Origin of the sequence: Thalassospira xianhensis MCCC 1A02616 (assembly GCF_003326475.1) — a bacterium.
Taxonomy (GTDB): Bacteria; Pseudomonadota; Alphaproteobacteria; order Rhodospirillales; family Thalassospiraceae; genus Thalassospira; species Thalassospira xianhensis.
The window spans coordinates 80,003-92,394 of record NZ_JPWA01000001.1; the positions used below are offsets into that span (position 1 = coordinate 80,003).

The 12,392-nt window shown below is 51.5% G+C and carries 9 protein-coding genes and 1 tRNA gene; 9 read left to right on the forward strand and 1 reads right to left on the reverse strand.

Translation table 11 applies throughout. From position 1 onward, the window contains the following. The first annotated feature begins 44 nt into the window (after positions 1-44). A complete protein-coding gene (locus TH5_RS00440) occupies positions 45-536 on the forward strand; it encodes a hypothetical protein (RefSeq protein WP_147249992.1) in 492 nt (163 codons plus the stop codon). Further along, complete coding sequence (locus TH5_RS00445; protein WP_114120041.1) at positions 536-1,420, forward strand: hypothetical protein; 885 nt, start codon at positions 536-538, stop codon at positions 1,418-1,420. Before TH5_RS00440 ends, TH5_RS00445 begins: the two co-directional genes overlap by 1 nt. On the opposite strand, the gene TH5_RS00450 is transcribed toward TH5_RS00445, so the two are convergent. Beyond that, positions 1,404-2,525 carry a phospholipase D-like domain-containing protein gene (locus tag TH5_RS00450; RefSeq protein WP_114120042.1) on the reverse strand — a complete coding sequence of 374 codons (1,122 nt, stop codon included), beginning with the start codon at positions 2,523-2,525 and terminating at the stop codon, positions 1,404-1,406. The genes TH5_RS00445 and TH5_RS00450 overlap by 17 nt on opposite strands. A gap of 39 nt (positions 2,526-2,564) precedes the next feature. Here TH5_RS00450 and TH5_RS00455 point away from each other — a divergent pair. From TH5_RS00455 to TH5_RS00475, 7 genes are all read left to right on the forward strand, one after another. Continuing rightward, positions 2,565-2,640: transfer RNA gene (locus TH5_RS00455), tRNA-Ile, on the forward strand. Between the two features lie 203 nt (positions 2,641-2,843). Next, positions 2,844-3,110, forward strand: coding sequence for a hypothetical protein (locus TH5_RS25210; RefSeq protein WP_147249993.1), 267 nt, complete (start codon positions 2,844-2,846; stop codon positions 3,108-3,110). 4 nt (positions 3,111-3,114) lie between these two features. Next, entirely contained in the window at positions 3,115-5,238 is a 2,124-nt protein-coding gene (locus tag TH5_RS00460) for a hypothetical protein (protein ID WP_114120043.1), read from the forward strand. Between the two features lie 137 nt (positions 5,239-5,375). Further along, positions 5,376-6,326, forward strand: a complete 951-nt coding sequence (locus tag TH5_RS00465; RefSeq protein ID WP_147249994.1) for a DUF2207 domain-containing protein — start codon at positions 5,376-5,378, stop codon at positions 6,324-6,326. 86 nt (positions 6,327-6,412) lie between these two features. Beyond that, a complete protein-coding gene (locus TH5_RS25410) occupies positions 6,413-6,562 on the forward strand; it encodes a hypothetical protein (RefSeq protein WP_167443414.1) in 150 nt (49 codons plus the stop codon). Between the two features lie 157 nt (positions 6,563-6,719). Continuing rightward, positions 6,720-7,430, forward strand: coding sequence for a hypothetical protein (locus tag TH5_RS00470; RefSeq protein ID WP_114120045.1), 711 nt, complete (start codon positions 6,720-6,722; stop codon positions 7,428-7,430). A 108-nt stretch (positions 7,431-7,538) separates the two neighbouring features. Further along, positions 7,539-12,344 carry a DEAD/DEAH box helicase gene (locus TH5_RS00475; RefSeq protein WP_114120046.1) on the forward strand — a complete coding sequence of 1,602 codons (4,806 nt, stop codon included), beginning with the start codon at positions 7,539-7,541 and terminating at the stop codon, positions 12,342-12,344. Positions 12,345-12,392 lie beyond the last annotated feature (48 nt).

Here is a 12,392-nt window from a genome sequence, read left to right on the forward strand (position 1 = left end):
AAAAGTGTATAAAGGGAAAAGAAAACGTAACCCCTGAGAGCGCTATGCTGTGCACTAATCCATTGCCATTGTTGCCACCGCTTGGTGTTAACGGCTATCAATTATCCAAAGGCTCGGCGGTACCGATTAACAAAGCGACGCGCTTGATTAATGCGGCACTATCCCTGCGCAAGCTGGCTTCGGACTTCGCGAGCAGCTTGCAGATTTGCGGTGAGCACTCTCTATATCAGATTGTCAGACGCTCACCACAAATCGGGTGGGTGCTTTACAACACCAAGAAAACAGGAATGATGTTTCTTCCTGACAGCGAGCTTGAAGGTCTTCAGTTTGTTGCCGATGTGTCGCTGTGCGTGGACAAGCATATGAGCATTACACTGACGTCTGAATGCGAACGCAGACGGGATATCCACTTGCGCAGAGTTCTCGGATTGGAGCCCTACAAGATTGTGATGGATGATGATGGGCACCGAACAGTGCACTTTGCGCGCGAAAGCCGAATTTCGCTCTTTGAGGCTACAGGAAGAAGGAGCAGGTGATGTCGATTTCCAATTTCATGGATCAGCCAGCAATCCGTGACGCTTTCAAGCAGTACACCGGGAAAATCAGCCTGCCGTTCAACTTGCAGGAGCAGGAGCTATTGGCCCCGCCGACCAGCGAATATTCATCGGCTGTTGGGATTGCATTTGACTACCTGGTTCGTTTCAGGCTGACGCGTGATGTTATGCAGAACTTGCCAAGTTCACCGGTGGTTGTGCACGAAGAACAGTGGGTCGCTGAGAATGCTGTTCAGATGATGCCAGACATTCCTCAGTACGCCCGACACTATGACAAATGGTTCAACTGGATTACGGCCGCGCGCCGGTTATTCAACGACTACATCAATGGCAATGAAAACGATATCGCCCGGGTAGTAAAGTGCTGCCAGTATCTCGGCAATATGGATATGCTCGCCAGGCGTGGGGAGTTTAACCCATTTTTTAAGGCCAGAGACTGCATCCAGGATGAGTTGCTCACGTTGAACGCAAACTTCGATCCGGTGCGGCTGTTCAATCCAAAAGCTGAGATTGTCCTTAACCCGGCGATGGTGGCCGGACCCCTTGTTGAGGGAGCCGACGGCGACCTCTTTGTCGATGACACTTTGTACGAGATGAAGACAACCAGAAAACTTGGATACTCTTCTGCAACGCTGCGAGAAATGGTTGGATTGAAGTTGCTTAGTGACATTGAGGGCATCTACGTCGCTGATCGGCAAAGAATCACCCCAAAGATTGACAGGTTCGCAGTTTATTTTGCTCGCTTTGATGCCCTAGCCACATGGCATATTGACGAAATCTTTCCGGATGGGGGATATCAGAAATTTGCAGAGGTATGCTGGAAGCATCTTCCCTCTACGGAACAGTCAATTAGCCCAAGTCTGTGAAGTCGACGTACAGTCTAACAAAATCTTCAATTGGCATGACTCCGGCGTCCTCTTCGGGAAATTCGCGAGCAATGGCATTAGACACCCACCGCGCAATGAACTTCCGGCCCTTGGAGACAGCCAGCTTCATTGAAGACTTTTGACATAAGTGTAGCTGACTCCCATCACTTGCTGTCACTACCCAAGGCTCAGAAAACGTCTCCCAAACCCCGTCATACGAGAGACCACCGTTGGGTCCAAGGAAAAAGCTGATGATGTCGGCTCCTTTGGGCAAACCAGGCCACTCGTGAAAGTATCCAAGCTCCCGGACCTTGTCACTAGGACCGCTTAACTTTGAAACCTCTTCTTGAACTTCGCTTAGTCGCTTATCTGTAAGTTCGGTACCACGCTCCCTATAAATAGCCACGTGGATATTCTGATCGTAAAAATGTTCGGGTCGGTCCCGGATGATTTCGAAAAACTCTTTCTTGCGTGTCGGTCTACGAGGTGGCCCTTTATGCTTTTCGTTATAAGTCCAATCCAGACGAGCCTTTTTCAGAGCGGCTTCGTCGACGTCACGCGTTTCAATGTTATTCCAGAGATGCTCAAACCATCGTTGAATATCAAGGAGTGCCTGCGCTTCATTCAAAATGACATTTGCTTCGTGCCACCCTCCGAGATTGTTCAAGCCCAACCCGCTTTGCGATGCGTTTGACGAGCCAAGAACCACCACACGTGAATTACCATAAACCTTGGAATGCAGCCGGTCATTGTGCCGGACCTGGGCTCCGCTTTCCATCAGCTCCCTGATCACGTCCGGGTTTGTACCCCCCATTGCCAGGTTGCAAATAACGCGTCTGCCGCGGTTATCTCCCTCCAAACCAAGGCTGAACAGAGAGTTTCGCCCCCAAAACGCCACCGCGTAATAGGCGTGCCCGTCGCTGGAAACCAGCTTAATCGCCTCGCTTGTTCTTGACGTGTTCAAAAAGTTCATTGGGCACTCCAAAATTTCTTCTAAAACTCCAGAAAGAATTAAGCAGGTGCCAGCCCGATCCACAACTGTTTTTACGGCTCGACGCTCTAAAGCTATTGAAGGACACAAGAGTATTCTCATTAATGTTGACATGGATTGCTTTCCATGTTAATTGAATTACACCTCCCATGTGGAACCGTAGCTCAATTGGTAGAGCCGACAGCTCATAACTGTCTCGTTGTGGGTTCGAGTCCCTCCGGTCCCACCATTTTCCTTCACTATCTTTGGAACCGGACGGTTTCGGGCAGCTTCTGACATTTCAGTTGAAGCACACCGACCGGTTCCTTCATATCGGGCGACGGTCTTAGAACCTTTTGCTATGTCATCACCAAATAGTGTCTATTCTATTCAAAACAGGTCTCTTTCCTTGTTTTGTGCCAAGGTCGATGCAGCATCAGCAATGAGGTTCCCATGCAGATAACGGACGCCGTTTCAATTAATCGACGTAACGAAGTGGCAATTTTTATCGAAGGATTGTCAAAGCAACCGCTGTCGATCTCACTGCGCGAAGAAGCTTTGAACATTCAGCGTGATGTCCTGTCTTGTAGCCAGCATCAATTACCACCGCGCGCCGCAGCACTTGTATCTGAGAATTCTCGAATTTTAGTGTGTGGTGTTTCGGCCGAAGGGGTTCTAAAATCCGAACACATGATGCCAGTCAGACTGTCGCGAGGATAAGCCAATGGATTTCAAACTATTAAAGGAACATTTGGCTGATGGCGGGCGCCTATATCTCCCAACGGATGCAGCTAAAAGGGTGCGGACTATCGCTGCGGCTGTTGGTATATTTGGGACCTTGGGGGCCGGACACCCGGTGAAGGCTGCGCCAGTGCAGGCAGCTGACGACGCCTATGTGGTTGATGTGGACCCAGCCGCACCAGCGACGCAGGAAAGCTTGAACCGAATTTATACGGGCCTGGAACGAGCCATTGATGCGCAGTTCCCGGAAGCGTCCGGAAAAGTGGCGATCTTTAATCCGTTCAACAATGCGGATGATGAAATTGAACGGATCAATTCCCGCTTGGGTATCGACAACGGCGCAAAGCTGGCTGAAGAAATCGGGCAAAAGCGGATTGAAGGCTATACCGGTGGCGAGGCATTACCCCTGGAAGTGGCTGACGGCAGCGCGCGCTGCCTAGCCTACGGGTGGCAATACGCCCCGGAACGACAGGTAACAAACTCAACAATGGCCTACGTCATCCTGCATGAAGCTGTGGGACACTGCTTGGACGCCGGTGTGTTTCCACGTTATTCAAAGGACAGTTTTTCCTTCGAAGGGCAATCCTCCTCGATGAAGAATAACGAAGCTGTAGCGATGATAACCGGCTTTGACTGGGAACACCGGAATGGATATGGCATTGACTTGGACGGTGCAATTGCAGCACGCAATCAAGGCGGTACGACAGAACGGGTCTATTACCGCATTGGAGATGAGCTCCAAATATACAAAGACCTTTATGCGGACAAGCTTGCTGCTTCGAAACCTCAAAGCCAGATAAATTTCTCCAACCTTCGCAGTGGACTTGAGCGCGCCTTTCACGTGCGTTCTCTTTCTACAGAGACGACCGAAAGCATGCGTGCGCGCATGTTCAACGGGTTACTGGTTAGCATCGTTGACGAGGCCTTTAGAGGCGCTAATGGCGAGCTTGATGCCTTTGGGTATGAAAAGTGGCTTGGCGGACATGCGGCTTTGCCGGTGTTCGCCAAAGCCCAGCACGCCGTGCGGTATCAGCTGAATGCTGAAGAGAATTCCGAAACATCTTTCCCCGTGAACTTAAAGATGGGGGATGAGTCCTTCAGTTTCGAGCGGACATATGCCGTACTTCATCAGATGTCCGTGAAAGCACCAGATGACCATATCTTGGCAACGTTACTAAGTTTCTGCGCGCGACATGGAGGACGTTTCGAACGGGCAGAATTCTCTGCCGGTCGTCTATCAAAAGCCGAAATCGGAGCGGTGTCCCAGTTTATCGAAAGGGTTCAAAGCGATCCCGAATACGCCGCGCGGGCTGCTGCGGGGGAGATAACCATTTTTGCCAGGCGGCCGAATGACGAAGGCAATTTCACAATGGCACGTCCGGGCCGTCAGCTCCCAGGCGATCTTTCGAGCCTTCCGCATTTTCGGAGTGATGCAAAAAACGCTCTGAACATGGGTGGTCGTGCGAATGGTGTTATCCATCAGGCTTTGGCACTCGCAAGAGCCTTAGAGAAACAAGCTGATTTGAGAGCAAAGCCTCAGCTTGAAGAGGTGCTGCGACACCTTGAAAAGGTTGATGGCGGAATTGCCTTGTCTGACGATGAGATCAAAGAAATAACCGGTGTGTTGCAGTCCAGTTTCGGCCATGAAGCCGGATTGTCGTATCCAGTGGACTTTATCGGGCAGCTTGAAGGAGCTCTACAATCGGCATATGCGCCAACGATTGGCAATGTTGCCAGTACAGAGTTTGACGCAAGCCAGCTCGAAGACAATGATGCCGTTTTTGACTGGATCAGCGGCAAGCTCAGCTCCGATATGGAAGATGGCGCCAAGATTGTTCAATTCCTGAGTGTTGGCGAAAAGGTAACTGTGCATCTACAGGAAGCCGATGGTCACTTTTCGAGGGCGGTAATAAGCCTGAAAGGGGATGTCTTGCGCTATAACCACGATGGCAAGCTATCGACTCTTGGCATGGCACGGCCAGCTATCTCGAAATCGACGGGGGAGGTGCAGCACGTATTGATGCTGGACGGTGTCCAGGTAAACGCCACCGCCGAACAGGTCCAAACCCTTTTTGCTCCTCAGGCGCAGGAAAATCCCTGGCATTAGACGCAATTTGGGACGCACTGAACGTTCTGGAGATTGCCGGTTTCGTCACCTTTAAAGTAAAATGCTTTAAGTTTTCCTGTGCCATTAAGGAAAATGCGTGATATTTCCTTTATATGGAACTTTCACGTGAGGTAATCATGACCATTAAGCCCTCCCCCCTAAGCGCGGAGCAGAAGTATCAGCTTCACGACATCACGTCCCCATTTTTGAACGGCGATTTTCGTGCGCTGGTCACAGAGACCTATCCTGAACTGATTTCTCGGCTTGGTTCTGAGATGATACAGATTTCAGCATCTACCGCCATCATCCTGGTGTTCCCGCTATTTGCGATAGCATTTCTCACAATCGCTATGGGACGTCTGGATCTGATGAAGTCGGCGTTCTTCAGCCTACAGCGGATCTTTACGCGAGTAGGCCTTTTGGCAACGGCATTGCTTGCGCTCACGTCTCTGCTAACGAAAGTTGAGCTTTCGACCCAAGCAGTGCTTTTTCCAGCATACATCGGATTGCTCTGCTCTGCGGCTACCATATTCGGAAGTTGGCTGGCATCTACGATGGTAGAGCTGATGGAAGCGTACTTTTCACCCAAAGCCCTTCCAGGCAACTTGGTTCAGACGTTAGCTAGCATCGAAGAAGACAAGCTCAGCCGACTTACGAAGGGTACGTTCAGAAGGTTGTCGAATGCAGAAAGAGCACTATTCCTTAGCCGGTGCAAAACCAGAAAGGGGATTGATTTCCTGAACACGAGAGAAAAACTAGATTGGGACGATCCCGCCTTCCAAAGTATGATTTCCGTCGAGCCCTGGAATACGTCTGAGGAAATTTTCGAATTGGTGATGAACCTCAAACCCGCATTCAGGTATATCGGTATCGCAATTGGGATTGGCATGTTCCCGATCCTGTGGTTGGTGATGGGCGGTCTGTCTGTTGCGTTTTTTGTGGGCCTTTTGCTTCTCGGCCTCCTCAGTCTCGAGAAAGCACCTAGTGTGTTTCAGATGAGAGAAGCCGTTAAAGGCCATAACCAAAACACTGCAAACGGGCCTGACTCTCAGGAGCCTAAGGTAGTAAGAAGCATGGATAAGCGCTGAAGACCAACGACAGCGCAACACTGCGCACCATCTCGCAGCAAATAGACAATCTAAGCAGCGAGCTTGGAATATCGCGCGACGAGTTCGTGGCTAGCCCGGGCGGGCAGGTGCTAATTGCTGCTATTGAAGAAAATGCAGAAAGCTATAGCAAAGCAGATGAACTGCTTCTCGCATTTATGCATGCCTTTCTTGTCACGCTATTGATTATCGCGCTCGCTGTGGCTGTTTTCGCTTAATTGACGTCCAGGTCCATTCTGCCGACCATGTTGCTGGAGCATAACCACCTAATGACCTGTTCCATATGGCATTAATGAATAAACCCGTGGACATTTAGACAGATCGTGTGGGATACGTTTGAGAGTATCTCTGAGGTGACTATCAAGGAAACGTTGCATGAACCTCGCCGCCATTGCTCTGGACTTCTTCAACTGGCTCAACCTTCACCTGGTTGCGGCATGTCTGATTTCTTTCGCGTTGGGTGCTATCGTGTTGATTGCATTCTGTCGAAGTCGAAATAGCGTTTTCTGGGCAAAAGTGGATCTGACCTGGATACTCATATTCGTTCCGACAATCCTTATGACCGCTTTTACCGTTGGGTATGAGGCCAGGTATTCCAAAGTGCAGGATTTCTCAGATACTGCTTGGAACCAACTGAAGGAGACGGCATTAACGGCGGCGCATTTCCGGGAGAGTGCGTGCATATCTCAGATTGAACCCAATGAGAAACTGGAACAGTTCTGTACTTACACCAAGTTTCTTGCCCAACAAACGATTAGGGTGTCCGACCAAGTTGCTACATTCCGGCCGAAGCATCTAACAAACAATGAAGTTAATGCACTCTTGTTGCCCGAAGTTGATATCGAAAGTGCTGGACCAGGAGCTGTCGACGAAATCATTTCCGGATTGAGCCCTGAACAAACAACACTCTTCTCGAAGGTTTGGATATCCCCGCAAAACTACAACGCGCTTGTTTTTGACGTTGGCAACGCACTCACCAACGGCTTTAATCAGTACCTTCTCTTTATCGCGAGAAACGTCATTCTCCTTATAGCCTGCTGCGTGTTTCCGTTTAGGCTGGCAATGCCTTTCCTCAAGCCAAGTTAAAGAAAACTTATCGAGCTTAATATAGTTGACAAGAAAACTGCCTTACATCAAGGTGGTTTTCTTTATGCATTAAGCATACTCAAGCAAAGATATGCGGGGTCAACGATAATGCCGGTTCTTGGCAAAGCTGCAATGTCTCGGTTTCTTAAGACCGGCTGTGACAAACTGGCAAAATTCGACCTTTACCCGGTCAAGTCTTGCGCTGACGAACGCCGGGCTCTCAATATGCCTATGCCAGACCGTGAGCGCCCGGCTGCGGCGGCGGCCAAGCGTATTGGGGACGAATGGGAACATCAGAAGCTCGCTGAAATTGAGCAGACATTCGGACATGAACGGCTGCTTTGCGGCCGGGATAAAAGTGGCCAAATCGCCGCAGCTCGTCTAAATGCGCCTCATATGCTGAATTCTGCAAAGGCTGGCGACATTCTGGCGCAGGCGCAATTTGACGTTGGCAATGGAAGCTTTGCTCGGGCTCACGGTCTAGATAATCTCAAGCAAGAGCGAGGGCTGGAGTGTCAGGACGCAATCCCTGACATCCTCATGGTTTACCCGTCAGGATTTTACACGCATGCTGTGATGCCGTCCGGGCAAACGGAAGAACTCAGTGAAGAAGATGGAAGGCTCCAGCTTCGCGTGATTGACATCAAGGTCACTGAACAGCCCGGCGCAAACTATTTCGCTGAAATTGCCTATTACGAAATGGCACTGGCCGGATGGCTTTTGGACAGAGGATATAGCAGAAAATTCGTTGTTGTGCCTCACGGGGCCGTTTGGCCAGGAACACACGAAGAGCCGGTCCTGGTCCAAGCATTTGACAATGGCCTCACTGATCCAGAGCGTCTCTTTGAACTGATGAATAACGAGTTTCTGGAGGCTCCTCAGTCAATCTTTGCCAATCGAATCCGAATGTTCTTGCAACGGGATCTGGTACGCCTGCTTGATGCAAACTGGGAAGACCTTGACTGGCATGTCGATGGTTCCTGTCGGTCATGTGAGTATCTGGGGCACAATTGGTTCCCGAACAAAAAACGTTCCACGGCTGAAGTGCAGGCAAGGTCTCAATACTGCATGCCTCAGGCCAACACGATTGGGCATCTCAGTCGAGTACCATTCCTTCCACGCGGTGCCAGAAAGGCACTGGAAGCACACGGCGTTCACAGTGTTTCCGACCTGGCGCTTGCCGGAGAGTGGGCGAACAAGCCGCTACGGAATGTTGATGACGTTACCGCGCAGGGAATTTCACGAGCCCAATTCATCTTTTCCGACCATCGGGCACTGAATACCAAGCGTTCAATCGTGCAGGCCCGTGCCGATGCGTTGACAACTCCGGGCTACCGCGCACGGGTTGCCGACGACACGAAGTCTTCAGCTGCTATGCCTAAATGGAGTGGTTTGAAGATTTATGTAACAGCGACATTCGATATCAGCACCGCAATGACACTTTCCTTTGGGGTTAGCGCGTTTTGGAGCCGCGGCATCACCATGCCACGTGATGCCGCGCTCGTGTCCCCCATAAAGCAACCGGATGCCGAGACATATGCTGTCCCGCCAATCCTTGACGAAGAGGGCAACCAGATTGATGGTGGCCTTGATATCGTGGAGACCGCTTCTCACATTGATGCGCAGTTCGCTGCGGCGCGATCCGAAAACTATATGGATGAACCGGCCGAAAACTGGAACCATTGGCCGAGTACCACGTTCATTGTAGAGCGAGACACTCTGGGCACCGAACTAAAATCGTTCACTGCATTCCTTGAGCACATTGACAGCATCATCCGTGACCCACGTGTTCAGGGGACGGATTGGTCAGGTGGACAGCCTTCGAGCTATCAAATTTATCTGTGGGACAGCCCCACTTACGAACACCTTCGACGGGTGGTGGGGCGTCACCTTCCGGAACTGATTGCGCGCGAAGACCTCGAGCATCTCTACAATATCTTTCCGGCCAACCAGCAGATGCGCGGTGAGCAGCTTGCGTCGAAGCATTCGCCATTCACAATCGTGAAGAGAGTGGTCGAAGCGTCGGTTTCTGCGCCTATTCCACATTTCTATTCTCTTCTTAACGTGGCGCGTCAATTCAACACTTTTGCGGACCAGTCTGTCGCCAGAGAGATGCTTAAGGCCAGTCCGCTTTTCGATGACCCGTTGTCGGACCACATTCCTTCCGAACGAGCGCACGAGATCTGGAAGCAAACCTCCAACTGGGAGATCCGCTACGTCCAGCTCGAAGCGACAATCCGCAAACATCTGTTCGCTCTTTCCCAGATTACGGAAAGACTGGAACGTGACATGCGCCATGTTCTTGCAGGAGCAGCCCCTTCAGTCCCTGATCTTGTTGGTCGCATTGATCAAAAGGACAGACAAAGGCAGTTGTTCGAACAGTCGGAATGTGAGGAACCGGAACTATTACTGCCGGGCGGACAGGGCAACATGAGTTCGGACGGCGCTCTTTGGCTCAATTTCACGTCTCTCGGGATTTCGATGTCGAGCTTCGAGGTTGACGATGTCCGGTCAATGACCGTCTCTGAGCGTGAGGCGAGGGGTAAAAGTGCCCGCCTGGCATACAGGTTAACCGATGGAGATGCCGAGCGTGCACTCGCCCGTATGGGTCTTGAAGCAACGATCGGTCGACGGGTCTACCAAATGGAATATTCGTCGCGCGAGGTTTCGGCCAGAAAGTCGGAAATCGATTGGGCGATTGCTCCGGGTGCCGCGGCCGGTTTTCTTGACCGCGGAGTGAAGTCCTGGTTTGAAACTCACCACCATGAAATTCCGAAGGTCCTGACCAAATTCAGGACGGCGGGAGCCTGGCGGATGCAGGACTTGACGTCTGTCTCGATTGCAGGCCTTGATCGCACCCGTGGACTGGTTGTTCTGGACGCACATGCGGTCACCGGTGACGAATGTGCGTTGGACATCCTGGAGCAAACCGGAGCGTGCGAACTTTCAAACGAAGTGGTTCTGGACCCGGTTCATGTCGACATGTTCCTCAATAAACTGGACCGGGCGCTTGGCTTCATTGGCAATCCGCAAATCGCTCGCCAATACCCGATCGCACAGAGGTTGCTTGAGGGTCGACAACCTCCTTTGAATTTCCCGACGGATGACTGCAAACCGGTCGCCGAGCTTCTGTGGAAAGCTAAAGCCATGGAGCGTCGAGGCACGACCAATGCGCGTCACCTCCTTTCCATGCTCGCAGACCGCGGTATCACGCTCAACAGTGCCCAGCGCGAGGCCTTTATCAATGCAGTTGAGCGACGCGTGCACCTGATTTGGGGACCGCCGGGCACCGGTAAAAGTCACACTATTGGTGCAATCATTCTTGGCTATGTTCTGGAGACCATTCGTCGCGGCTCGCGGCTGCGAATTTTAGTTACAGCAGCCACATGGACGGCGATCGACAATATTCTCGCTGATATTCCCAAACGCATCAATCTCGTGACCAAAGAACAGGATGTCATGATTTCGCGTCTGCGTTCGCCGTCGTCCAGGCCTCCCTCCGATGAATGCGCACGGTTTGACATGCCATTGAACCGGCACGACCCGAGCCATGCCGTACGGCAGCTTAAGGAGCGACTGACACAATGGACAGCATCAGCCGCAGATCTAAGCAACCTTGAGCTGACGGTCACCGGTGCCACCGCCCATCAGGTTTCAAACCTCATGGGATTTTGTGGCAAGGCCTCGGAGAGAGGACTGTTTGACCTCATTATCATTGATGAAGGCTCACAGATGGATGTCCCGACCGCTGCTGTCAGCCTGGCGTCGCTTGCCCGAAACGGGACCGTGCTTTGTGCCGGTGACTGGTTGCAGCTCGCTCCCATTCAAACAGCGCCTTCGCCAGAAGGGTTGGAAGCCATGCTGGGCTCAATCTATGAGTTCCTGATGCGAGTACATGGCATCGAACAGACACTTCTGAACGTAAACCACCGCTCAAATGCAGACATCGTCGGCTTCTTCCGGCAAGCCGGGTATGAACAATTGTCGTCGCATTCACCGGAGATGAGAATTCGCATGCAAGGTGAGCTGCCCCGGGATGTTCCCGGCTGGTGGCCAGAAGAGCAACTCCCATGGTCTTCGAATTGGGCAGACATTCTTGATCCGGCGACTTCGCTTGTCAGCATCGTTCACGAGGATGACAGAAGCAACCAGTCCAGCCTGTTCGAAGCACAGTGCATTGCATCGATGGTACTTCTACTGTCTCGTCACCTGAAGGTTGGTCTGAGCGGACGCATGGGCCACGACGGTCGTCCAGTTACTCCTGAAGCTGACCGGAACTATTCCGAATGCACGGAAAGGTTCTGGAAAGAAGCGATCGGCATTGTCACGCCGCACCGGGCGCAACAGGGGCTCGTCATCGCGGAAATCCAGAAGCACTTTGATGATCGCTTCCATGACATGATTCGCGAAGCCGTTGACACTGTCGAGCGTTTCCAGGGGCAGGAAAGAGACATCATGATTTGTTCATTTGCGATGGCAGACCCCGACGCCATTGCAGACGAGGAGGAGTTCCTTTACAGCCTGAACCGCTTCAACGTGATGGCTTCGCGTGCCCGCGCCAAATTCATTGCTATCATGAGCAGCCCTCTCGTGGAGCATCTGGGGAGAGAGGTAAAGGTTCTTGAGCAATCCCGGTTGTTGAAGCTCTTTGCCGAGACGCCGATGGAAAATCGCCGCGATATCAAGTTGCCCTGGCGTGACCATGATGGCGTTCACATGTCAACGGCTTCCTTCAGGTGGCATGACCACACTATTCAGAACGTTTCATTGCCAACTCGGAAAAAAGTGGAACATCCGACGTCAGGAACGGTCGCAGACGCAATTCTGGAAGAGGAGGTTATTCCACCTCACATTGAGCTACCAGCTGACACAGCATTTGAAAAATTGGCTGATGATGTTTTCGACATCTTTTAACCGAAGGAAAAATTCGACGTTATAATAATGTTGACAAAATTCTCTGCG

Bases quoted from the DNA above. Each gene is read 5' to 3' on its own strand.
- TH5_RS00445 (WP_114120041.1), top strand. From the start codon at position 536: ATGTCGATTTCCAATTTCATGGATCAGCCAGCAATCCGTGACGCTTTC.
- TH5_RS25210 (WP_147249993.1), top strand. From the start codon at position 2,844: ATGCAGATAACGGACGCCGTTTCAATTAATCGACGTAACGAAGTGGCA.
- TH5_RS00440 (WP_147249992.1), top strand. From the start codon at position 45: ATGCTGTGCACTAATCCATTGCCATTGTTGCCACCGCTTGGTGTTAAC.
- TH5_RS00470 (WP_114120045.1), top strand. From the start codon at position 6,720: ATGAACCTCGCCGCCATTGCTCTGGACTTCTTCAACTGGCTCAACCTT.
- TH5_RS00460 (WP_114120043.1), top strand. From the start codon at position 3,115: ATGGATTTCAAACTATTAAAGGAACATTTGGCTGATGGCGGGCGCCTA.
- TH5_RS00465 (WP_147249994.1), top strand. From the start codon at position 5,376: ATGACCATTAAGCCCTCCCCCCTAAGCGCGGAGCAGAAGTATCAGCTT.
- TH5_RS00475 (WP_114120046.1), top strand. From the start codon at position 7,539: ATGCCGGTTCTTGGCAAAGCTGCAATGTCTCGGTTTCTTAAGACCGGC.
- TH5_RS00450 (WP_114120042.1), bottom strand. From the start codon at position 2,525: ATGTCAACATTAATGAGAATACTCTTGTGTCCTTCAATAGCTTTAGAG.